This is a genomic window from Chroococcidiopsis sp. CCALA 051, assembly GCF_003015105.1.
GTDB classification, from domain to species: Bacteria; Cyanobacteriota; Cyanobacteriia; order Cyanobacteriales; family Chroococcidiopsidaceae; genus Chroococcidiopsis; species Chroococcidiopsis thermalis.
Genome location: NZ_PYCI01000063.1, coordinates 13,988 through 35,803, shown reverse-complemented (window position 1 = coordinate 35,803; position 21,816 = coordinate 13,988). Strand labels below are relative to the sequence as shown.

Annotated in this window: 22 protein-coding genes, 2 tRNA genes, 2 pseudogenes and 1 riboswitch; of the genes and pseudogenes, 14 read left to right on the top strand and 12 right to left on the bottom strand. The window is 46.4% G+C overall.

Translation table 11 applies throughout. The features are described from left to right. Positions 1–291: 291 nt before the first annotated feature. A complete protein-coding gene (locus C7Y66_RS16595; RefSeq protein WP_106546439.1) occupies positions 292–1,005 on the top strand; it encodes an OmpA family protein in 714 nt (237 codons plus the stop codon). A gap of 64 nt (positions 1,006–1,069) precedes the next feature. Here C7Y66_RS16595 and moaC read toward each other — a convergent pair whose 3' ends face one another. After that, positions 1,070–1,576 carry a cyclic pyranopterin monophosphate synthase MoaC gene (gene moaC, locus C7Y66_RS16590; protein WP_015154557.1) on the bottom strand — a complete coding sequence of 169 codons (507 nt, stop codon included), beginning with the start codon at positions 1,574–1,576 and terminating at the stop codon, positions 1,070–1,072. A gap of 36 nt (positions 1,577–1,612) precedes the next feature. Between moaC and C7Y66_RS16585 the strand changes: the two genes are divergently transcribed. Beyond that, positions 1,613–1,686: transfer RNA gene (locus C7Y66_RS16585), tRNA-Arg, on the top strand. A gap of 61 nt (positions 1,687–1,747) precedes the next feature. On the opposite strand, the gene C7Y66_RS16580 is transcribed toward C7Y66_RS16585, so the two are convergent. The 3 genes from C7Y66_RS16580 to C7Y66_RS16570 all read right to left on the bottom strand — a co-directional run bounded on the left by C7Y66_RS16580 (position 1,748) and on the right by C7Y66_RS16570 (position 4,867). Then, a complete protein-coding gene (locus tag C7Y66_RS16580) occupies positions 1,748–2,974 on the bottom strand; it encodes an MFS transporter (RefSeq protein ID WP_106546438.1) in 1,227 nt (408 codons plus the stop codon). Positions 2,975–3,050: 76 nt separating this feature from the next. Continuing rightward, the gene (locus C7Y66_RS16575) at positions 3,051–4,055 is read right to left on the bottom strand and encodes a glycosyltransferase family 2 protein (RefSeq protein WP_015154555.1); all 1,005 of its coding nucleotides are present in this window, start codon (positions 4,053–4,055) and stop codon (positions 3,051–3,053) included. Positions 4,056–4,156: 101 nt separating this feature from the next. Beyond that, positions 4,157–4,867 (bottom strand): C40 family peptidase, encoded by a 711-nt coding sequence (locus C7Y66_RS16570; RefSeq protein ID WP_106546437.1) that lies wholly within the window; start codon positions 4,865–4,867, stop codon positions 4,157–4,159. A gap of 133 nt (positions 4,868–5,000) precedes the next feature. On the opposite strand from C7Y66_RS16570, the gene C7Y66_RS16565 reads away from it, so the two are divergent. Both C7Y66_RS16565 and C7Y66_RS16560 read left to right on the top strand, forming a co-directional pair. Next, the gene (locus tag C7Y66_RS16565) at positions 5,001–5,954 is read left to right on the top strand and encodes a serine hydrolase (RefSeq protein ID WP_106546436.1); all 954 of its coding nucleotides are present in this window, start codon (positions 5,001–5,003) and stop codon (positions 5,952–5,954) included. Between the two features lie 169 nt (positions 5,955–6,123). Beyond that, positions 6,124–6,816 carry an outer membrane protein gene (locus C7Y66_RS16560; protein WP_106546435.1) on the top strand — a complete coding sequence of 231 codons (693 nt, stop codon included), beginning with the start codon at positions 6,124–6,126 and terminating at the stop codon, positions 6,814–6,816. Positions 6,817–6,876: 60 nt separating this feature from the next. On the opposite strand, the gene C7Y66_RS16555 is transcribed toward C7Y66_RS16560, so the two are convergent. Then, entirely contained in the window at positions 6,877–8,211 is a 1,335-nt protein-coding gene (locus C7Y66_RS16555) for an ABC transporter substrate-binding protein (protein WP_106546443.1), read from the bottom strand. A 113-nt stretch (positions 8,212–8,324) separates the two neighbouring features. Between C7Y66_RS16555 and C7Y66_RS31150 the strand changes: the two genes are divergently transcribed. Continuing rightward, positions 8,325–8,474, top strand: coding sequence for a hypothetical protein (locus tag C7Y66_RS31150; protein ID WP_158265942.1), 150 nt, complete (start codon positions 8,325–8,327; stop codon positions 8,472–8,474). Positions 8,475–8,484: 10 nt separating this feature from the next. Here C7Y66_RS31150 and C7Y66_RS16550 read toward each other — a convergent pair. Beyond that, positions 8,485–8,576 (bottom strand) — tRNA-Ser (locus C7Y66_RS16550). 59 nt (positions 8,577–8,635) lie between these two features. Between C7Y66_RS16550 and C7Y66_RS16545 the strand changes: the two genes are divergently transcribed. From C7Y66_RS16545 to C7Y66_RS16535, 3 genes are all read left to right on the top strand, one after another. Continuing rightward, positions 8,636–9,073 (top strand): NUDIX hydrolase, encoded by a 438-nt coding sequence (locus tag C7Y66_RS16545; protein WP_015154550.1) that lies wholly within the window; start codon positions 8,636–8,638, stop codon positions 9,071–9,073. A 155-nt stretch (positions 9,074–9,228) separates the two neighbouring features. Further along, a complete protein-coding gene (locus tag C7Y66_RS16540; RefSeq protein ID WP_106546434.1) occupies positions 9,229–9,624 on the top strand; it encodes a RidA family protein in 396 nt (131 codons plus the stop codon). A gap of 408 nt (positions 9,625–10,032) precedes the next feature. Further along, entirely contained in the window at positions 10,033–10,914 is an 882-nt protein-coding gene (locus tag C7Y66_RS16535; protein WP_106546442.1) for a DUF2382 domain-containing protein, read from the top strand. Positions 10,915–11,241: 327 nt separating this feature from the next. Here C7Y66_RS16535 and pqqE read toward each other — a convergent pair whose 3' ends face one another. The 3 genes from pqqE to pqqA are packed head-to-tail and all read right to left on the bottom strand — an operon-like array spanning position 11,242 to position 12,949. Then, positions 11,242–12,378, bottom strand: a complete 1,137-nt coding sequence (pqqE, locus tag C7Y66_RS16530; protein WP_015154547.1) for a pyrroloquinoline quinone biosynthesis protein PqqE — start codon at positions 12,376–12,378, stop codon at positions 11,242–11,244. A 27-nt stretch (positions 12,379–12,405) separates the two neighbouring features. Continuing rightward, positions 12,406–12,684 carry a pyrroloquinoline quinone biosynthesis peptide chaperone PqqD gene (gene pqqD / locus C7Y66_RS16525; RefSeq protein ID WP_106546433.1) on the bottom strand — a complete coding sequence of 93 codons (279 nt, stop codon included), beginning with the start codon at positions 12,682–12,684 and terminating at the stop codon, positions 12,406–12,408. A 58-nt stretch (positions 12,685–12,742) separates the two neighbouring features. Beyond that, positions 12,743–12,949: a pyrroloquinoline quinone precursor peptide PqqA gene (gene pqqA / locus C7Y66_RS16520; RefSeq protein WP_015154545.1), complete on the bottom strand. Its 207-nt coding sequence runs from the start codon at positions 12,947–12,949 to the stop codon at positions 12,743–12,745. A gap of 406 nt (positions 12,950–13,355) precedes the next feature. Here pqqA and C7Y66_RS16515 point away from each other — a divergent pair. The 3 genes and pseudogenes from C7Y66_RS16515 to C7Y66_RS31920 all read left to right on the top strand — a co-directional run. Continuing rightward, positions 13,356–13,574 (top strand): annotated as a pseudogene (locus C7Y66_RS16515) (IS1 family transposase); the annotation flags it as partial. 216 nt (positions 13,575–13,790) lie between these two features. Beyond that, a riboswitch (Fluoride riboswitch) is annotated at positions 13,791–13,873 on the top strand. Positions 13,874–13,964: 91 nt separating this feature from the next. Beyond that, positions 13,965–15,611, top strand: coding sequence for a cation:proton antiporter (locus C7Y66_RS16510; RefSeq protein WP_106546432.1), 1,647 nt, complete (start codon positions 13,965–13,967; stop codon positions 15,609–15,611). A gap of 34 nt (positions 15,612–15,645) precedes the next feature. Next, positions 15,646–15,837 carry a hypothetical protein gene (locus tag C7Y66_RS31920; RefSeq protein WP_199197478.1) on the top strand — a complete coding sequence of 64 codons (192 nt, stop codon included), beginning with the start codon at positions 15,646–15,648 and terminating at the stop codon, positions 15,835–15,837. On the opposite strand, the pseudogene C7Y66_RS16505 reads toward C7Y66_RS31920, so the two are convergent. After that, a pseudogene (locus C7Y66_RS16505) lies at positions 15,781–16,619 on the bottom strand (IS1 family transposase). The gene C7Y66_RS31920 and the pseudogene C7Y66_RS16505 overlap by 57 nt on opposite strands. A 267-nt stretch (positions 16,620–16,886) precedes the next feature. Here C7Y66_RS16505 and C7Y66_RS16500 point away from each other — a divergent pair. From C7Y66_RS16500 to C7Y66_RS16490, 3 genes are all read left to right on the top strand, one after another. Beyond that, the gene (locus C7Y66_RS16500; RefSeq protein ID WP_015154530.1) at positions 16,887–17,183 is read left to right on the top strand and encodes an RNA-binding protein; all 297 of its coding nucleotides are present in this window, start codon (positions 16,887–16,889) and stop codon (positions 17,181–17,183) included. Between the two features lie 130 nt (positions 17,184–17,313). Continuing rightward, on the top strand, positions 17,314–17,502 hold the full coding sequence (gene rpsU, locus C7Y66_RS16495; RefSeq protein WP_015154529.1) for a 30S ribosomal protein S21: 189 nt from the start codon (positions 17,314–17,316) through the stop codon (positions 17,500–17,502). Positions 17,503–17,532: 30 nt separating this feature from the next. Further along, complete coding sequence (locus C7Y66_RS16490; protein ID WP_106546431.1) at positions 17,533–17,748, top strand: hypothetical protein; 216 nt, start codon at positions 17,533–17,535, stop codon at positions 17,746–17,748. 18 nt (positions 17,749–17,766) lie between these two features. Here the strand turns inward: C7Y66_RS16490 and C7Y66_RS16485 are convergent, their stop codons facing one another. Beyond that, positions 17,767–18,501, bottom strand: coding sequence for a DUF1269 domain-containing protein (locus C7Y66_RS16485; protein WP_106546430.1), 735 nt, complete (start codon positions 18,499–18,501; stop codon positions 17,767–17,769). A 35-nt stretch (positions 18,502–18,536) separates the two neighbouring features. Then, positions 18,537–21,671 carry a hypothetical protein gene (locus tag C7Y66_RS16480; RefSeq protein WP_106546429.1) on the bottom strand — a complete coding sequence of 1,045 codons (3,135 nt, stop codon included), beginning with the start codon at positions 21,669–21,671 and terminating at the stop codon, positions 18,537–18,539. Positions 21,672–21,816 lie beyond the last annotated feature (145 nt).

The following is a 21,816-nucleotide window of genomic DNA, read 5'->3' as shown; positions in this document are numbered from 1 at the left end:
TCATCAAGCGACCGCACGTTATTGGCATTATCAAAAACGAGCTTGTCTCTCATCCATGTAAGTACAACTGTAATACTTAGGGAATCAGTACAATCTGGTAGAACCACCGAACAACGAAGATATTAGAATTGACCCCAACACGACCCTTAAAGGAAAATTTGTTTTCAACGGTCGAATTGCCCCTGGTGCAACTACTTTGACCTTAACTACAAATAATAGATTTGGTGGCAATGAAAATTTTAGCAATAACCCGAAGATGACCTTTAATATCCCGCTTCAGGGTGAAGGAAAATGAGGGAAGAATTCGGAATTCGGAATTCGGAATACTCCTTCGGAGAAGCAAGCTACGGAATTGTGAATGTGCGGTGGTTCGCTGGATTGTTGTTAACATTAACTATTGCTTGTGACAGCCAGCAGGCTAGCAATCGTGGTGTTACAGAGACTCAACAGCAGTCCACCACAAATGTAATTACAACTTTAGAAGAACCACAGGCGATCGCTGTAACTCAATTAGAACAACCCCATCAATCCGGTGCTTCTGTCACCCAGCTAGAAGTTGTGCGATCGACTCAAACAACGCAAACAGTTATTCAAAAAGCTTTGACAGACTTAAAAGCCCAAGAAACGAGCGCGGGTATTCGGATTAATTTACCAGAAAATATTTTATTTGATTTCGATAAATCGAATATTCGTCCTAGCGCTAAACCAACGCTACAAAAACTGAGTTTACTACTGAAAAACTATGCTGAAGCACCCGTGACTATCAACGGATATACAGATAGTAAGGGTAGCGATGCTTACAATCAAGTGCTTTCTCAGAAGCGGGCGGAAGCCGTCAAAAACTATTTAGCGCAGAATTTTGATATTGACGGTAGCCGCATGACACCCAAGGGCTGGGGTGAAAAACAACCCATCGCCCCAAATACAAAATCTAACGGTGCTGATAACCCAGAAGGGAGGCAGAAAAATCGGCGGGGAGAGGTGATTATAAGTCGTAAGTCGTAGGGGCGCACGGCTGTGCGCCCGTACTAGGGAGTCGTAAGTATTTCACGCACCACACAGCTATCAACTATCCATTACCTATTACCGCATAATCTCCCGATTTCCCGCCCGTCTTACTAACCAAATGTATTGCTTCAATTTGCATCGATTTTTCTAGGGCTTTTGCCATGTCGTAAAGTGTCAAAGCAGCGACGGAAACGGCGGTGAGTGCTTCCATTTCTACACCCGTTTCGGCTTTGGTTCTGACTGTAGCTGTAATTTGATAGCCAGGAAGTTCGGGATCGGGGGTAATTTGAACTTCGACTTTTTGTAGGGGTAAGGGATGGCACAGGGGAATGAGATTTGATGTTTGCTTGGCTGCCATAATTCCGGCTAGTCTTGCCGTTCCCAAGACATCACCTTTGGGGGCGTTGCCAGCTTGAATCGCTGCCAAAGTATCTGCTTGCATCCTCACTCTACCAGAGGCGATCGCTTCTCGAACTGTTGGCTGTTTGGCAGAAACATCTACCATCTGAGCTTGCCCTTGCCGATCCAGATGAGTCAAATTAGCAGCAGAAAAATTTTCTTGTGTCATTTAGTCAAAGTGTGTGTTACTATAAGTTTCTGGCAAGGGTGTGTAGCTCAGTGGACTAGAGCACGTGGCTACGGACCACGGTGTCGGGGGTTCGAATCCCTCCTCGCCCGTTTTTGATTTATCGGTTTGTAGGGGCGCACAGCTGTGCGCCCCTACTTTGGTTATGCGCCCCTATTTTAATGCGTATGCATCCTGACCCCTGCCCAAGGCGAAACGTAAAGAGGCTGGAAAACTTTTGCTCGAATGGGTCAAAAAGATGAGTAAAGCGAGGAAAGTTAACCCGCCAGACGCACCAAACATCGCTCGATAACCGACTTGTTCGGCAATTAAACCTAAGAAGGGACCCGCGATCGCAATTCCCACATCGAACCCCACCATACACACACCAAAGATTCTACCCCGTTCGTCTGGCTGGGCGCGGTCTACCAGTAGTGCAGCAATGGTAGGCAATAACATTCCTGCCCCAGCCCCTTCGATGATTGCTGCCCATAAAAACATACTGGCATTGGTAGCTTGCCATAGCAGCAGCATCGATACCGAGTAGAGAATCAAGCTAATGGAAATAAATAAACCCCTGCCGTAACGGTCGGAAGCTCGTCCCGTAGTCAAGCGCACGACAAAACTCGCGATCGCGGCTGCGGTGTAAAATAATCCTGCGTTTAAATCGACTTGGGTAGCTTTAATAAATAGGGGCGCGAAGGTACTTAAAGTACCGAAAGCCAAACCAACTAGTAATAAAACAATCGCGGGGATACGCAGTCGCGGACTGAATAATAAACTCCAAAACCGATCTGCTGAAGGACTTTCGGTTGTCACTTTCGCGATCGGTGGATTGTAGACTTGGGAAGTAAACAAGATGCCCAAAAATCCCAACCCTGCCGAGAGGAGAAAGAGGGGTGCATAGCCAGCCCCAGCTTGTAAAAAACCGCCGATGGCGGGTCCCACTGCCATACCAATCGCGGTCACTAAACTCATATAGCCGATAACTTCACCGCGATGTTGGGGGGGTGCAATATCGGCAACTAGGGCGCTGTAGCCCGTGGTGAAAGCGGCAATACTGATCCCGTGGAATGCCCGCAGTGCCATCAATAAAGGCAAAGATGTAATGACTAAATAACCTAAAGGGGCGATCGCGACTACAGCCGTGCCGATATATAGCACCAGCTTACGACTGCGGCGATCGGCAAGCTGTCCCAACCAAGGACGAAATAATAACAGTCCAATGGCAAAACAACCCATCACCATGCCAATTTGTTGCTTGTTCGCCCCGACATCCTCGATATAAAGGGGCAGAACGGGCAGTAATGCTGTCAGACTAGACCAGAAACTCAGCCCAGCACAGAATAAAATCAGCAAATTTCGCCGCAAACTGCGATCGAATTTCAGAAAAACGTTCAAGGTTCAATTTTAGGGAGTAGGGATCGTTCGGTGTAGAGACATTACATGTAACGCCTCTACACCAAATATTTTTACTTTACTTAACATTATGACCTACGACCTCTCGCACGCGATAGATTGGACGACCTTGAGATTCATGGTACGTCCGCATCAAAAGTTCTGCCAGTAGCCCGAAGCAAAACAACTGTACCCCAGTGATGAATAGCAAGACAGACAAAATCAATAAGGGACGATTGCCAATACTTTGACCCAAACCTAATTTTAAGAAAGTCAAATATAGCCCGATCGCCGTACCCAAGACTAGAGACAGCAGCCCAAACAGACCGAATACGTGCATGGGACGGGTGAGAAACTTCTTCATGAAGGAGATTGTCAGCAAATCCATCAAGACGCGAAACGTCCGCCACAACCCGTACTTGCTACGACCGAACCGTCGTGCGTGATGTCTCACGGGCATTTCGCCAATTCTCGCCCCTTCAATAAATGCTAAAGCGGGTAGAAAGCGGTGCAATTCTCCGTAGAGATTCATATCGGCTACGAGTTCCGACCGATAGGCTTTGAGAGAACAGCCGTAGTCGTGTAACTTGACACCTGTTGTCATGCCAATGAGTTTATTAGCAATTTTAGAAGGAAGTAAGCGAGTTAAAGCCGCATCTTGTCGTTGTTTGCGCCAACCGCTTACCAAATCATAGCCCGCATCGAGTTTGGCAAGTAAAGCCGGAATATCCGCCGGATCGTTTTGTAAATCTGCATCCAGAGTGACGATCGCTTTCCCTGTAGCATATTTAAATCCAGCCGCCATTGCTGCTGTTTGTCCGTAGTTGCGTCGTAACAAGACAGCTTTTAAATCGGTGCGTTCTGTTGCTTGTTGCTTGAGGAAATCCGCCGAACCGTCTTTGGAACCATCATCGACGCAAATAATATCGTATGTTAGACCACTTGCTTTCATAGTAGAAGCGATCGCCTCCAGCAAATGAGGTATGCTCTCCACCTCGTTGTAAACTGGTACGACCACCGAAACGTCTAGTTTATATGAGGCAATCGCCCCATTGGATTGAGTTAAGCTATCGGAAACGATCATGAGTAGTTAGTAGTGGCTAGTGGCTAGCAGTTAGTGATTAGTGGTTAGTTAATTTTGACTTGTGACTTGTCTCCTGTCTCCTCATTTTTGACTTTTGACTTCTAACTTTTGACTTTTGAATTCCGAATTCCCTCGTAACATTTAACGACTCTGCCGTAGGAACGTAGCTGTTGAAAGTACAACCAACTAATTTCGTCTCCCTCTGCCGTTAAGCGATCGATCGCAATACCGTTGCGCCCCATTTTTTGCCCAGAACTATGTATATAAGATCCAGTGCCTAAATAAAGTCCCACATGGGTAGCTTTCTTATCCGTCCCGAAGAATACTAAATCTCCTGGTGAAAGTTCCACTTCAGAAATTGTCTCTACAAAGGCTTCCTGTTGATAGGCATCTCTAGGCAACCAAACACCTACCGAAACAAATGCGGCTTGAATCAAGCCAGAACAGTCATAGTTGGGTCCTAATGTTCCACCCCATAAATAGTAATTGGGTTGCTGCATCGCTTGACATGCATAGTCAATAACTTTTGGCAAGCGGTGCTTAATTTCTGTAATAGAAAGAGCGATCGCTTGATAAGGAGACTTGGCTGTAGCTAATTTTTGGATGTCAGATCCGAGCAGCCAACCTGGATAATCATCTTCACACAAACACACCTCAATTGCTGACGGGTTGTCAGGCATAGTCGTAACTTGTAAATGTCTTCCATCTGCTGCTTGAGTTGCCAAGCGATCGCACTGAGGAGAATCATATATATTTAGAGGACTGAGGCACTGATATTCAATTCCAGCTTGTAATTGTTCTAAATTTGTCATTGGTCATTAGTCATTAGTCATTTGTTGCAAGATCTAAGAGGCGAGAAATTTCCTTTATTGCGAATTGCGAATTAGTCTTGTCCTCCTTGTCCTCCTTGTCTCCCTTGTCCTCCTTGTCTCCCTTGTCCTCGCTATGACATTTTTTTTCCGCAAAGACGAACAACTAGAAAATTTGGGCGATCGCGTTTTAGAAACAACTTGGGCAGAATTTCCCGCTTTGGCACGTAACCAAATTGCTCTGACGTGGATTGTCTACGATCCTCCAGTCCCCGTCAATACAGGTGGTGCTTTGAGTCCCCAAGCCTTCTGGAATTTTCCAGTGCGGGGGTATAGCTATCGCGGTGTGGAACGAATCTATCCTGCTAGTATCGTCAAACTATTTTATTTGGTGGCGATACAAGAATGGCTAGAAAAAGGCATGGTTGGGTCTTCGCCGGAGATCGAACGCGCCATGCGCGATGCGATTGCCGATTCTAGCAATGATGCAACTAGTTTAATCGTTGACGTTCTCAGCGGTACGACTAGCGGTCCCGAACTCCCAGCTGCGCCTTTTGAGACTTGGAAAACTCAACGCAACATCGTCAATCGCTACTATCAATCTCTCGGTTGGGAGGAGATGGCGACAATCAACGTCAATCAAAAAACTTGGTGTGATGGTCCCTACGGGCGCGAACGGGCGTTTCTGGGGGAGTTGATGGACAATCGCAATATGCTGACGACTAATGCCACGGCAAGATTGTTACACAGTATTGTAGGTGGGGTAGCGGTGTCTAGCGGGCGATCGCAGGCGATGATGAGTTTACTCAAGCGCAGCCTTAATCCTGCCGATTTACCGACAGATAATGACGAAGACCAAATTACGGGTTTTTTAGGTGGCGGATTACCCCCAGAAGCGCAACTGTGGGCAAAAGCTGGCTGGACGAGTCAAGTCCGGCACGATGCTGCTTATATAGAAATTCCTAATTTGCGACCATACTTATTAGTCGTATTTACCGAAGGTCGCGCCCACAGCAAAAATCGTCAGATCTTACCTTTCATTTCGCAACAGTTCGCTGCCGCAGTTGCTACTTTGGGAAGCCGGGAGTAGTTATCAGTGACCAGTGACCAGTGACCAGTGACCAGTGACCAGTTATCAGTAACAAATGACAAATGACAAACAAACATTGACAAATCCTAAAAAGCTAGAGCTAATAACTAATAGATAGAGTGAATTATGCAAGTTTTCGGCATAAAATCTGCTAGGAGTGAACGCAAATATGCTTTTTTCTCGTCATTTGCCGTTGGTGTTCGGTGTTGCGAGCTTGACCGTATTCGGTTGGAGTTTATCTGCTCAAGCTCAGACGTACGATCGCGATCGCTTACAGTTAAACCAACCTGCACAACCTCCAGAGCGTGTCGTCCCGATGCCAGGAACGTCTGTGACTTCAGCTACGACTCTGACTACTGAGCCTGCTGCAATTCCACAGTTAGAAACGACAAAAATTGATAATTCCCAGATCGCCCAAGTCGATAGCGCTGATGTGGGACGCGCAGTCCTTGGTGGTTCTAGCTATGTTGGCATTGCCGCTAATATAGGCTTGGATGGAGACACGGATTTAGGCGACTCTAACTTTGCAGTAATTAGCAAAATTGGACTGCCTGCTAACTTCTCATTACGTCCGTCTGCTGTCTTTGGGGGAGATACGGTTTTTCTGATTCCCCTAACTTACGATATTTCTTTGCCAGGAGTCGATGTCATAGATGCTGCGTTACCCATATCTCCTTATATAGGTGGGGGAGTTGCGATCGCCTCTGGCGATGACAGTCAAACCGACTTTTTACTGACTGGTGGGGTAGATTTTCCCCTCACCAATCAATTCACTGCTACGGCTGGGGTAAACGTTGCCTTTTTTGACGAGACTTCTATCGGTCTACTACTAGGAGTCGGCTATAACTTCCCTGGCTTCTAAAAATAGTAGAGACGTTACATGTAACGTCTCTACATCGGTCATCGTTAACCGATCGCTGAATTATTGCGGGCTAATTTTACCAATCGTACCTAGAGTACCGTCGTCTTTGACCGTCCAAACGTCATAGACTCCGACAACATCACCGTTGGCATCGACATCGACATTACCGCTAGCGCCTTGATAATTGATATCTTGACCTTTGCGTAATAACTCTAAACCTTTGCATACGTCAGTAACTGCCGTCCCTGGAGCGTTAGAAACTTCCCGTAGTTTACTGGCAATTGCTTCGCCAGTATTTGCCTTGGCTGCTTGGGCGGCGAGGACGAGTAGTGCTGTGGCATCCCAAGCTTGAGGGACGTATTCCCCAACTGCCTGATTTTTCTTTTGTTTCCACAGTTGGGTTAACGCTGTCAGTGCTTTGCCATCTGCACCAGGCACAGTCCCAATCGCCCCAGTCACAATATATTTACCGTCATCTTTCTTGCCAACTTTTCCTGGGAAGGTAGCAGACTTCACCCCATCGGTGAGCATTACCTGTACTCCCTGCATTAATCCTTGCTCGTAGGCAGATTTTAGTAATATGCTACCTGTTTCTTCGTACATCACGGCAATTACTGCCTGGGGTTTGCCAGCGAAAGCCGCCGCCGCTTCAGTCTCAAACGTCGTAGCTTTGGGATCGTAGCGAGTCGGATTCTTTTCGTTAACTATAGTTCCACCTAAATTTTTAAAAGTTTGGACAAAAGCTCTTTCAAAACCTACACCGTAGTCGTTATTAATTACTACTGTGGAGACTCTATTAAAACCTCGTTTTTTCGCTAATTGAGCCAAGGCTTCGGCTTGGTAGGTATCGGGGGGAGCTGTCCGCGCCCAAAAGCCTTTAAATTCACCTTTCTTGGCTCTATCTGTAAAGACAGGGCTAGTACTACCAGGCGAGATCAGCATCACCTTATTGCGCACGGCAATCGGTACAGCCGCGCTAGAAACGCTACTGGCAAAAGAACCAACCACACCTGCTACGCGATCGACGTTTGCTAGTTTCGTCATCGCTGCCGCACCCTTACGCGGATCGGTTTCGTCATCTTCTGCCACTAAGGATACGGGAGCGCCATTAACACCACCGCAAGCATTGACTGTCTCGATGACTAAGGGAACAGCACCCGACATTTGTTGTCCGATGGGACCGAGATCGCCCGTGGCGGGGAGAAGAGAGCCAAGCTTTAGTGCTTGCGTGCTAGCTTGTACATCTGTTGCAACCGGAGCTGTTGCCGGAGCAGAATCGGCAGTTGTGGTTTGGGGCGTGCTGCTAGTTGTTGTGGTTTGTTGACAAGCCGCAGCCAAAAAACCGAGCGAGAGAGTAGCAGTAGCTAGGGCAAGAGTACCTGATAAGCGTTTCACCAAAACAGGATCGGTCGTTTTCATAGAGTTGTTTATCGTCTGTGCGATTGAAAATTAATGCAGATTATTCTTGCATAACTGGGTAGAAAACTGGATCTAATTACACCTACCCAATGGCGGAGATATTTTCTCCTGCAATAAAGTTCCGCGATCGCAATAATTTTTGCCAAATGATAGAGGAACGAGGCGATTGGCGATCGCCACAATTCTCTTTCAGCTATGGGTTGATGAGGTGTAATTCACCCACAGCAAAAATCTGGTAAATTCTTAAAACGGAGAGGGAGGGATTCGAACCCTCGGATGGGTCTTACGAGTCCATCAACAGATTAGCAATCTGCCGCTTTCGACCACTCAGCCACCTCTCCTGGTGACATGGCTTCATGATTATAACAAGCTTTGCACTAAGAAGCAAAACCAATTTTTTATGGCTTACCGCAATCCCGTTCCTACAGTTGACATCATTATTGAATTAATTGACCGACCGCAGCGACCGATTGTCTTAATCGAGCGCCATAATCCTCCTTACGGTTGGGCGATCCCTGGCGGTTTTATCGATTATGGGGAGTTAGCGGAACTAGCCGCACGTCGAGAAGCTGAAGAAGAGATCGGGTTACAGGTAGAATTAATCGAACAGTTCCACGTTTATTCCGATCCCAACCGCGATCCGCGCCAGCATACGTTAAGCGTAGTATTCATTGCTACGGCAACAGGCGAACCCAAAGCTGGAGATGATGCTAAGGGTGTTGGCATTTTTGAATCTTGGCAAGTCCCTACGAACTTATGCTTCGATCACGATCGCATCTTGCGCGATTATTGGCGTTACCGTCATTACAATATTCGTCCCTTGTTAACGAGTGAGTAGGGTTTACTTAACATAGTTGTTGTTCTACTGTGATATTTGGCGAACAAACTTCTACAAGTACAGCCAACCTTACGCCAATCTAGACTGTCATGCATTTAGCTGGCATCATCAGCCCCAGACATTTTGACTTTTAACTTTTGACTTTTGACTTACTTATGACTCGTAAAATCATCCGTACCGATGCCGCACCCGCACCCGTGGGACCATACAATCAAGCGATCGCGGCTAGCGGACAAATGGTATTTGTCGCTGGGCAAATTCCCCTCGATCCTCAGAGTGGGGAAATTATCGGTACGGGGGATGTCACCGCCCAGACAAAGCAAGTGATGGCAAATTTAGAGGCAATTCTCGCCGCAGCAGGAGCAAAGTTTCAGGATGTGGTGAAGACAACCGTATTCTTAAAAGATATGAATGATTTTGCGGCGATGAATGCGGTTTATGCTCAACATTTTGATGAAGCAAATGCCCCAGCGCGTGCTTGCGTGCAAGTATCGCGGTTGCCGAAAGATGTGTTGGTAGAGATTGAGTGTATTGCGGCGATCGCTGCTTAATTGAATTTCACACGGCGATCGGCACGTAGAGTGTGTCAAGGGAAACCGATCGCTCGAAATCAGGCTGAACGATCTCCCGCGCCTGTGCGTGTAATTCCTCTGCTTTGAGTGGCGCGATCGCGTTCAGCTATTGCTTAGCAACGTCAAACCACTCGATTAATTTTCTGTATTACTAGAGCCTAGCTTTTATTTTTTTCTATCTTCAGTTTGAAACAATAAATTATATCCAATCGCAAATTGATAGCTATTTGGTTTATTAGTTAGCTTGTCATTTATTGGACGTAGCTACATCAAAAGGCAGAGTAATTGTATCAGTGAAAACATTTTATCTCTATCGCTAGCAAGATACATTATCCAGATAAAGTTTTAGTCTGGTTAATAAGTTTAAATGAAATGGAAGGAATTAATATGGCTCTTCACAAACTTGAGGACTTTGATACTAATTATCGAGATTCTTTTGACGGCGACGATATCAAAGATTACGAGGTTTATTCAGACAGAGATAATGAAAAAGTCGGCACTGTCAAGAATATCTTGGTCGATGAAGATGGTCGTTTCCGGTATTTAGTTGTTGACACTGGTTTTTGGATTTTTGGTAAACAGGTATTGCTACCAGTAGGACGTTCTCGCATTGACCAAAACCAGCGACACGTTTATGCGGTCGGCTTTACGAAAGAGCAAGCGGAAAGCTTACCAGAGTTTAGCGACGATCTGAAAATTGATGACGCATACGAAGAACGGGTGCGGGGAGTTTATCGCGATCGCCCCCTAGAATCATCAGCAGCATTAGGTTCGACAGCTCCAGCAGCAAAAACAGTTGATTCCGATCGCAGCACTTACAACTATCAGCAAGAGCCAGATCTGTACGATATGAACCAGCCAGATCGTCAATCGCTCAAGCTGTATGAAGAAAGGCTGATTGCGAATAAAACCCGTCGTCAAGCCGGAGAAGTTTCCATAGGCAAGCGCGTTGAAACTGAAACAGAAAGAGTTTCAGTTCCAGTAGAAAAAGAACGAGTCGTGGTCGAGCGGATCACGCCGAATGATGCTGGTAGACCAGTTGCTCCAGGAGAAGCAAACTTCCGCGAAGGTGAAGCTGCACGTATGGAGATCTATGAAGAAACTCCCGACATTCGTAAGGAAGCTGTTTTACGCGAAGAAGTAAGAGTTAGAAAGGAAACCGATCGCGAAATGGTCAATGCCGAAGAAACGGTGCGGCGAGAAGAACTAGATTTGGATGCTTCAGATCGTCCGGTTGTAGATAAGAACGATCCTAACTACCACCGATAGAGCATTTAGGTTTGATTAGTGTCAATTTTGTGACTTTGCCCTTCACCTTGAGTGTGCGAGAAATTTACTATTAGATTATCATGCCTGGCTTGCGCACTCACTGAGTGAGTTTAATCACTACTTTATTAGAGACGACCAAATATTCTCCTCTTGAATTTCTCAGGCTTTCTGGTGAACCTTGGAGTGTTGAACTAAATTTACGACATTTAAACACAACTTTGGGAATGGATGTTTTGCATTGTAAAACTCCCTCTATGGTACGTACAGAGCTTTCTGTTTATTGACTCGCTTACAATTTGCTATGCGCTTTGATGTGGGAGGCTGGTACTACTTATGGTACGCCTCCTTTACGCCGAGCGATGCAACCGAGGAGCGATGTACCAAAGGCAGAGATTGTTCTAATGCCTCTTCTCTGGCTGTGACTACTAAGTCATGATGGGGTGATAAATGGCAGACTGGATCGGTTGCAGCAGCGTTATTTGTTAACAGTAGTGCTTGGCAACGGCAACCACCAAAGTCAATTTGGGCGCGATCGCAACTGCGACAAGGTTCGCTCATCCAGTCGGTTCCTCGAAAGCGATTGAAAGCAGGCGATTCAAACCAAATCCAATCTAAATCGCGATCGCGGACGTTAGCAAATTCTATCTCAGGAATAGAACTGGCGGCTTGACAAGGCATGACATCCCCGTGGGGAGCCACAACCAAAGCCCGACGACCCCAACCACCCATACAGGGTTTGGGATAATCTTCGTAATAGTCGGGAATGACATATAAAATTCCCATCGGGCAAATGCGGCTTTTTTTAGCCACGGCTACAATCTGCGCTGCTCGTTCTAATTGTTGGGGTGTTGGCAGTAAAGCAGCACGATTATGCAATGCCCAACCGTAGTATTGAGTCTGTGCCAGTTCTACCCGATCTGCTTGTAATTGCTCGCATAATTCTAACATCTCCTCCAGGCGCTCGATGTTTTGCCGATGCAAGACAAAGTTCAGCGTCAGTGGTAAACCCAAATCTTTGACAATTCGTGCTGCAGCGAGTTTTTGCTCGAAACAACGAATGCCAGCAAGATAGTCAGACTGGGCAGCGCGACTATCTTGAATGCTAATTTGGATGTGGTTGAGTCCGGCATGACAAAGCTGCGTAGCTCGTTCTAATGTCAACAACGTACCAGCAGTAACCAAAGTCGTATAAAGTTCAACTTGGGCGGCTGCTTTGACTAACACCTCTAAATCCTGTCTCAACAGTGGTTCGCCACCAGAAAAACCCAATTGCCATACACCCAAGTTTCGGGCTTGCCGGATCGTCCGCAGCCAATCATCAGTAGCAAGTTCCTGACGATAGTGTTTATCGTGATAGTTGAGTGGATTAGAGCAGTAGGGACAACTCAGGGGACAGCGATAGGTTAACTCTGCAATCAGAGTCAAAGGTCTATCCGTCGTCTTGACTGGTAAGAATTCTGACATTAATTCTTCTCCTTGGCATCGACACGATTAATCGCGCTCGACTAATAGTCCCCGCGCGCTGAGCCGAATCAGCAAGCGGCGCACGTCATCTTCTAGTGTCTCGCCTCGATATTGTGTTTTTAACCGCTGCGCGATCGCTCCAATGGTACGCCTACCATCGCACAGCTTCAATACAGCCGCCGCCGTAGAATTTAACATCAGCGCGCCTTCTGGCATCAGAAGTAAATGTTGTTGTCTTAACTCGTCCCACTGCAAGCGTACACCTTGGGCTAAATGCGGTCGCGAGTGGTTTTTCATGTTAGACATGGAGGAGCCAAGACAAGGAGACAAGGGATTAGAGGAGTGTCAATCGACTTCTGACTTCTTACCCCAGCCCCGATCGTTGCCATTGGTAAATATATGTTGTGACTTCCATGCATAGATCGAGTTCGTCATAATCTGGTTGCTCCCAATCCGTCAGTGGCTTGCCGATGGGTGGATGGTAAGAACTTTCTCCAGGTGTACCTTGGGGGGCTTTAGAACTGTTGCTTTGCTCGTCTGGTGTAGAGCGATCTATTTTGTCCCAAACCATGATAGTTCTCCTTATGCGATCGTGTCATTAACCTAACTTTTGCTCAGGTCTTTCAGGGTGCGTTCTTTCTAGCTTTTTACGTAGGCGTTGAGTAATCGAGCGGCGATCGCTCTCTACTCTGGTAACGATACTAGCAATTGTCAATTACATATTATCTATTACTAGCCGTTAGATGTTTGTCATTTTTCAGTCACAATTGGCGGTCAGGCTAATCAACATACTTTAGTAGCAAATATTTTAACGCTTACTTAATTTCAATAAATAAGTCACTCTTCATACAGAGCGACTTCTTACCCAAGACAGTTATTTTTATTGTGATTTTCATGTTTATTAAAGTTTCTAAAAAAGACAGAAACTTATTTTTTTATCTTGTAAAAAAGCGGTAATAAGCTGTAAAGTTATGCATAATGGTATCATCCGGCAGCAAACAGGGCGGTGGCATCGACGACAAAGTAAGCTTGGGCAAATCTGGGAGCAGACGAAAGTTACTTTAAGGCTTGTCCTGAGCTATTTCAATTGGATTTGGGTACATTCCCGTAATGGTACTACTACTGCTCAAAGGGCAGACCTAACCTCAGAACCTTGGACTTGGGAAGATATTGCTGTTTATCCCACACTTGCTTGAGGCACAATCCACTGGTTGCCACAGTGTTAGGTTAGTTAGTCAGAAATGCGACCTGAGGTTGTTGCTCCCTTTATAGCAGTTCTAAATGATTTGTAAAGTAGGCTTCTAGCCTGCTCGTTCATGAATCAAATAGGATTGCTATATCACTTCTGTAGTTGATGTTTTAGGTGTCTCGATATACTTATGGACGGCAGGGATGGTTTTACAATTGTAAAAATAATCTGAGGTGATGGGGCTCGCCTTAACTGCCATCTGGAAATTGACATGACAACCAGAAGGCTGATGGCTCCTACTGTTCCGGCTTGCGGCGGAAGGGTAGGGCTATCGCTAGCCAATCTAACTTTCCAACGCGAGTTACGGTTCAACTGTTAACTAACCCGTAGTTGCGCGATGTTAGAGAGCTTTATCTGGATTTTGCTATTTGGCTTTTTTGGCGGTCAAATTGCTCGTCGCTTGAAAATTCCGGCGCTGGTAGGCATGGTGCTGGTGGGGATTTTCTTAGGTCCACAGGTGGCAAATGCAATTAGCCCTAGCGTTCTGGAGGCAGCTGGCACTCTGCGAACGATCGCTGTGATGGCGATTTTGATGAAGGCAGGGCTAGGGCTGGATCGGGAAAAGCTAGCCCGACAGGGAGCTGTAGCACTGCGATTGGGATTTTTACCAGCGGCGTGTGAGGCAATAGCTGTTGCTTTGGCTGCAATGACAATTTTTCAGTTTGACTTTCTCACTGGATTAATGCTGGGTTGCATCATTGGGGCAGAGTCTCCGGCTGTCATCGTGCCAGGAATGTTGCGATTGAAAAGCCTTGGTTGGGGCGTAAACAAAGGAATTCCCGATGCGATTTTGACGGGTAGCGCTCTGTCAGATGTTTTGCTGCTATTAGTATTTAGCCTGTTATTGACATTCCTTTCCCAAGGGAGTGCAGCAGGTGTAAAGTTACCGGGAGGTTTAACTTTAAGCGCGCTGCATCTGCTGCCGTTACAAATTATTTTCCAAATTGTGCTGGGAGTTGTACTAGGGCTGCTGACGGCGCGGCTTTTGGTATCTCTGCTAACAAAGCAAAACTGGACGCAGAATGCGGTACAAGATACGTTGGTAGCGGCAAGTTTGGCTCTGTTGCTCGTGGTAGCGGCAGAGAAATTGCCAATTTTCTCTGGCTACTTGGCTGTGATGGCAATCGGATTTTTTGCGATCGCATTCGATCCGCCTTTAGCGCGACGATTGCGGAGTGGGTTTGATAGTTTATGGGTGGTAGCGGAAATTGTCTTGTTTGTCTTGCTAGGGGCAAGCATTCAATTGCAAGTGTTAGGAAAAATTTTACTTCCAGGGCTACTGATTCTGATAATTGGAACCCTAATCGGACGGGCGATTGGCTGGTACTTGTCTACCTTGGGTAGCAACTGGAACTGGCGGGAGCGATTATTTCTCTTACCTGGTAATTCTGCTAAGGCAACCGTTCAGGCAGCAATCGGCGCACTACCGTTAGCATCTGGGATCGAAGGAGGAGAAACAATTCTGGCGATCGCGGCGCTGTCAATTTTGGTCACTGCGCCTCTAGGAGCTTGGGCAATTCCGACATTTGCGCCGAAACTACTGGAGCGTGGTGAGGTTGACCCGACAAAGGTAGCAGTGACTCGCCGCATTATTATCTTAGCAGTCGTGGATACCTCCCCCTTAGCCGCTCAAGTGCTAACAAAAGCCGCAGAACTTGCCCGTCGGAGCGATAGTGAAGCGATCGTGTTGCACGTCATCCGCAGGCAAGATTCTCAAAAAGTGGCATTGCTCAAAGAAAAAGCCCAACGTCTTTTAGCAGATATCCGCCATCAATTCATCACCCTAGAAGGCTCGGTTCCAGAAACTATTGTTCGAGTGGCGCGAGAATATGGAGTGGCTGAGATTGTCATCGGTAAACGGGGACATCGAGCTTGGGATGAAGTTTTAGTCGGTTCGGTTTCCCAAGCAGTACTAGAATCGAGTCCGATTCCGGTAATTGTCGTTGAAGATAACCAATTCGTTGTTAATTCGTCGGAATCCTGAAATATGCTCAAAGATCCCGTACTTCGCACTTCTCTTGCGATCGCACCAAGAGCAATCGCGCTTTGCGCTTAGCCGCTATTACCTCGGTGCGTGGTTCGTACAACTGTTTGGCACTGCAATTCCCTACGGTACGCTCTTCAGCAACGTCAGTGGGTGTTTCGGTCGTGCCCTACAGAAGTATGGGATAGGTAACGATGTCATTCCAAGTCCAAGGACAATCGGTTAATCCTGCTCGCTGTGCCGCCGTAGTTCCCAGGCATGTATGCTGCCAGATCCAATTGAAATAGCTAATAATAAGCCTCAAAGTTGCCTCACTCTGCTGCCATAGCTTGCTAAACTTGTTCTGTCGTCGATGCCAACGACCCGTTTGAGTCGCGCAGAATGCCGTTAGTTCGCTCTACACGTTGTGTTAAGGCTTTACTGATATAATGCTCTATCTCCAAATCACGAAGCACTCGCTCATATCCACCCCAGGCATCAGTATGCCATTCGGTACAATCGGTCTTCCCTTGAGTATTTATCACTAATTCCACTGCCAAGGAGTCTGTATGCTTGCCTATGCGTCCAGATAAAATCAAGTAGCGAATTACTGTGCCAAACTTATCGCTATCCAGCAATCTCCTGCCTCTATCTCCTCTGCTAAACAGCGTTTTTGTTTTTTAAGGGCAAATCGACCAGAGTTCATCGGCGGCGATGGCATCAGTATCAACAGCTTGCACCTGTGCATTATGTACCATTTGTCCTTTCTGGCTAGCCGCTTGGACAATACTAGCTACAGTATCGTAGGCTAAATTACTGATGCGACTAATACCTCTTAAACTAGTGCCTTCGGCATGGGATTGCAGCACAATTCGCACATCTTCTTCATTGACTTGCCGTCGGTAATAAAGTGTGTCAAACGTCTCCGTGAAGGTTTGTCGGCATTTGGGACAGCAATAGCGCTCTCGTGCCTTTACTTGTCTTGCCATGTTTATGTGGTTTGTCATGACCGCAAAAAAGACATTTCATGGCACTGCTCAAGATTCACTATACTTGAGTTCAGTCTAGCAGTCCCACACTTCCACCCCGCATGACCAAATATGGCGAAGGTCTTTTATCACTAACTAAAATGTATTCAATACGCCCATTCCAACGCGATCGCTCTCGTGCGAGAGTTCAATAGTGCGCTAGTATAGTGGGTGAGACTAAAATTCGGTTATATCGTTTGTTTTTAACATTAACAGGCTTCTCTCCGAAATCTAAATCTCTACACCTTTTGATTTTGGAAACAATCATATGTCTATATATGTCGGCAATTTATCATACGAGGTAACGCAAGAAGACCTCAGTGCTGCTTTTGCAGAGTACGGTTCTGTAAAGCGGGTGCAACTCCCAACCGATCGCGAAACTGGTCGGATGCGCGGCTTTGCTTTTGTGGAAATGGATACAGATACTGAAGAAACAGCTGCCATTGATGCTCTTGATGGTGCTGAATGGATGGGGCGCAACCTGAAGGTTAATAAGGCAAAGCCTAGAGAAGACAGAAGCTCATTCGGTGGTAATCGCAGAGGTAATTTCTCTAGTCGCTACTAAGCTTTAAGACAGATAATTTAACTCTAAGGTTTAAGGGTAGATCGGGAGTCTACCCTTTTTTGCTAACAACTTAATTTCAGGATAAATTGCCCAAATTCTATCCTAACTTACTCAATTGAGAGGAGAATAGATGGCACAAATTATTTTGGGTGAAAATGAAGGAATTGAGTCAGCCTTGCGTCGATTTAAGCGCGAAGTTTCTAAAGCAGGGATTTTTTTAGACATCAAGAAACATCGTCACTTTGAAACGCCAATTGAAAAACATAAACGTAAGGAACTCGCTAAGCATAAGCAGCGGAAAAGACGTTCCCGCTACTAAGCTAGCTGTCTGAAATTTCAGTTTTGATTCATGAACGTGGAGCAGGCTTCTAGCCTGCGGCAGGCTAAAAGCCTACTTTACAAATCATTTAGAACTGCTAGAGTTTCCGAGCGAGATATAGCCTTTTTCAATTCGATGAAATACAAGATCTGTAGGGGCGCACAGCTGTGCGCCCCTACGAATGTATCGCATCATAACGAGAATCGCTATAGTATCGCACTGACAGTATGTCCTTCCACCTATTAGTCAATACTATGCTGGTTCTCAGTGAGTCTCGTCCCGACGATCGATAATAATGACTTCAGGAGCATCGTCAACACTACCTTCGGTGCGGTATATGGGGTTAGCGGTATTGACGTTATCGACAATGCCTTCGGTGCGGTAAGTCGGTCTAGTCGAATTCATCCGCGCTACATCAGTCACAACATCGGTACGGGTAGTGGTCGCATTTGGGTTGTTATATACACCCCATTCTTGAATCCCGCCACCGCCGAGAATTCTGGCTGCGTGGGCGATTTCGTCGTCAGTGCCATCCACAATAACTAAATAATGTCCTCTAGAAACGCGATCGCTGTAAACTTTGGCTCTTTCCTCGGGAATCCCCAAGCCAATTAGTGCGCCTAGCAAACCGCCCGCAGCTGCACCAATCGCACCACCAGCCGCAGTTGTAGCCAGGGCTGTAGCAACTTCGCCCGCTAGCATCACTGGACCAACACCAGGAATTGCTAAAGTACCTAGTCCGACCAATAAACCAGTCAGTCCGCCTAAAACTCCGCCTGTCACCGCTCCCGTAGCAGCGCCTTCATCGGCTTTGTTCCCGACGCGATCGCGATCTTCTACATCTACACCAGCAATATCAGGTTTGCTGTCTGCATCTTGGGCGATGATGGAAACCCGACCCATCCCAAAACCAGAATGCTTTAATTCATTCAGGGCGCGTTCCGCATCTTTACGCCGCTCAAATGTGCCTACTGCTCGTCTGTGGTAGCCTAAAGTCATTTCTTTGCTCCAATTTCAAAATTCCAGTGGAAACTTTAAAACAATCCACCGATCCCGTTCACGGCTAACGCTCCGGCGATCGCAGATGCGACAAGAGAAGTCAAAGCCGTACCAAACAACCACCAAGCTGCACCAGATGCGGCTTTTTTGGTTTCTACTGCTGTTGCCTGTGCTTGTTGTTTCAAAGCTTCCAGCCGTTTTTGCGTTTCTTGCTGAATGCGTTCGGCTTGATGCAGCACTCGATCGCGCGTACCTTCAATTTGACCCACAATCCGCTCGGCATCGGCTGGGGAAATATCTTCGCGAGAACTCAACACGGCGATTAGTGTGTCGCGATCGAATTGGCTCAAGCGATTGCGTAGAGCATCAAATCCCGCTTGCGGATCGTCAAACAAGGTGGTGAAGTCTTGCTGAATTCCCTCGTAGTTGAGTTCGGGACGCTCTAGCGAGTTGAGGTAGCTGCGAATGCGATCGAAAACTGAGTCGATAACAGACTGTACGCTACGCTGAATTTTCTCAATTTGCTCGGCAACAGAGTTACGTACAGTCAGGATGCGATCGACAATTTGATTTGCTTCTTCTTCCGAAATATCTTCTCTTTGAGACAGTAAAGCCACAATCGTCGAACGATCGAAGTGCGAGAGGCGATCGCCCAAACTACCTAATCCAGCACGAGGATCGTTAAGCAATAGTTGCAAGTCGCGCTTAATGCTATCGGGATTGAGTTCTTCTTTATTCGTATTCCGCAAGTAACCTTCTAAAGTTGTCTCAAAATCGATCGCCTGCTGTTGGACGCGGCTTGCCAAACGGCGCGGTGCTTGCACAATGCTGTTAATTGCTTCTTCTACAGAGTCGATCGCGCGGTTGACTTGTTCTTCGCTCAAGTCTTGCCTTTGCGACAGTAGTTTCACCAAGGTTTCCCGATCGACATGAGACAAGCGATCGCGTAATGCAATGGCTCCCTCTTGAGGATCTTCCAATACTTTACGTAAATCCTGCTGGATGCCTTCAGGATTGAGTTCTTCTAAGTTGGTGTTACGCAGATATTCAGAAATCGCCGTTGTCGTTTTGTCGTATTGCTCTTTCGCTTTGCCTGCTAGCTGTTGCGGTGCTTGTAAGATATTATCGCGGACTGATTCTAAGCGATCGAGAGTTTGATTTATTTGCTCCTCGCTCAAATCTTGACGTTGCGATAGTAATGCTACTAAGGTTTCGCGATCGAACTGCGATAATCTTGAGCGTAATACAGAAATTCCCACTTGCGGATCTTCTAGCAAGGTGCGGAAATCGCGCTTGATGCCTTCAGGGTTGAGTTCTTCTTTATTAGTATTACGAAGATACTCTTCTACTTTCTGCCTTGCTTCTGCTGCTTTAGCTTGCGCCTGTTCTTGCAATTCTTTGGCTTTGTTGACAACGCGATCGCGAGTGCTTTCGAGTTGACCGACAATATTATTTGCTTCCTCTTCGCTAATATCCTGGCGTTGTTTGAGCAGTTGAGTCAAAGTATCGCGGTCAAATTGCGATAGGCGATCGCTGAGTGTTTCCACACCCGCTTCTGGATCTTCTAGAAGAGTTTGGAAGTCGCGCTCAATTCCTTCGGGATTTAGTTCTTCCTTACCAGTCGAACGCAGATAATTTTCTACACGGCTACGCAGATCTTGCGATTGCGCTTGTGACGCACCAGCAGAAACCGTAGCTAAAATCTCGGTGCGGATCTCTTCTAATTGCTGGGCAACTTCTTGGACTTTGTTCTCAAGTAGATCGCCGCGTTGATTCAGTTTTTGTGTGAAATAATCTTTATCTAGCTGCTCTAGCTCTTGTTTAACTTTACCTGGATCTGCTTGCGGATCGTAGATAACGTCTCTAAATTCTTGCTTAATCGTTTCGCGGTTGAGATGCCACGGGTAAGATTTCAGCAGATAATCGTCTACATCGCTGCGGATGGCGCTGTTTGGCAATTCTGGTAGTTTTTGCGCTTGCTGTTGCACCTGCTGTTTAAATTGCTGTAATTGACCGGAAATCTTGTCTCGGTCTACTTCTGGCAACTTATCGATGAATTTTTGCAGTTGACCAGAAATATTTTCCACATCAATTCCAGCCAGATTGGTTCTTTCGAGTACTGCGGTGGTGAGGGCGCTCACACCCAATTGCACAGCTCGATTTCCCCAACCGTTGCTTTGCTTCCCATTCGATTGACTTGTTTGTACCAGTTGTTCCAGTTTTTCGCTGAGTTCGCTGGAATTGAGTTGTTCGGGAGAAGCTTCTTTAATAAATTGACTTAATTGAGCTTGCGGATCTACTTCGCCTGTACCGATCGCTTGCTGCCAAACGCCTTGCAACTGGTCTACAATCCGATTCACATCTTGTTTGGATAAATCCGTGCGATCGCTGACTAAATCTGCAAATGTCTCGCGGTTAATGTTACGTAATACGTCGCTATCAGCCACAGATTTTAGATCGGAGTTTTTGAGGATATTTTCAAACTGACCGCGAATTTCGTCTAAATTCAGTTGCGGTAGTTGTAAATTTCCCAAAGACTTTTGTAGAGTCTTACCGATCGCATCGGGGTCGAGTCCTGTAGTGAATTCTTGCCGAACTGCGGCGGCGATCGCTTCAGCTGTATCCACAGCTTGATTCTTGGCTACATTAGCGCCTAAAGCTGCGGTTGCTGTCCCTACCAGTCCTTGAAAGCCAGAGGTAGCAGTGCTAACTAAAGAACCGATCAGCGAACCAACTGTAGTTGAGCCTAACCACAACAGGATAGAAAAATAGGTAGACCAAATAACTACCCCAATAATTGCCCCTAATACCGCACTGCTGACTAAACTAAGTTTCACAGCTAAAAAACTGGCAACGAATAGAGCCACGCCGCCAGTTGTTAAAGCCAAAAGACCTACTGCGGTCGAGATTTTACGGACTGTGCTACCTAAATTATCTGTATCGTCGGTATCCCCCCCACCTAACGCGGAAATACCTAAAGCGACTGTAAAGTTAGTTAACAGGAGTTGGAAAGCAAATGCCATCACTACACCCGCCAACAATGCCACTAAGAATTGTGGACCCGAAAAGACTGCGGCAGCTTCTTCGGGAGTGAGAATTTCTTCTGTGATAATTTGTGCTAGCCAATAGTTATTGAAACCATGCCCTGCTATTTCTGCAATTTCCCACATATGACTACCTCGTTTGAATTCGGCGCACGCTCATACTGCTACATCTGAGGCAATATATTTCCCAAGCTAACTGATAGCTTATTTAGCCGTTTATACCGCAAGTTATGTATTTTTGACTTCTCTCGTTGTGTATCTAAACTGATAG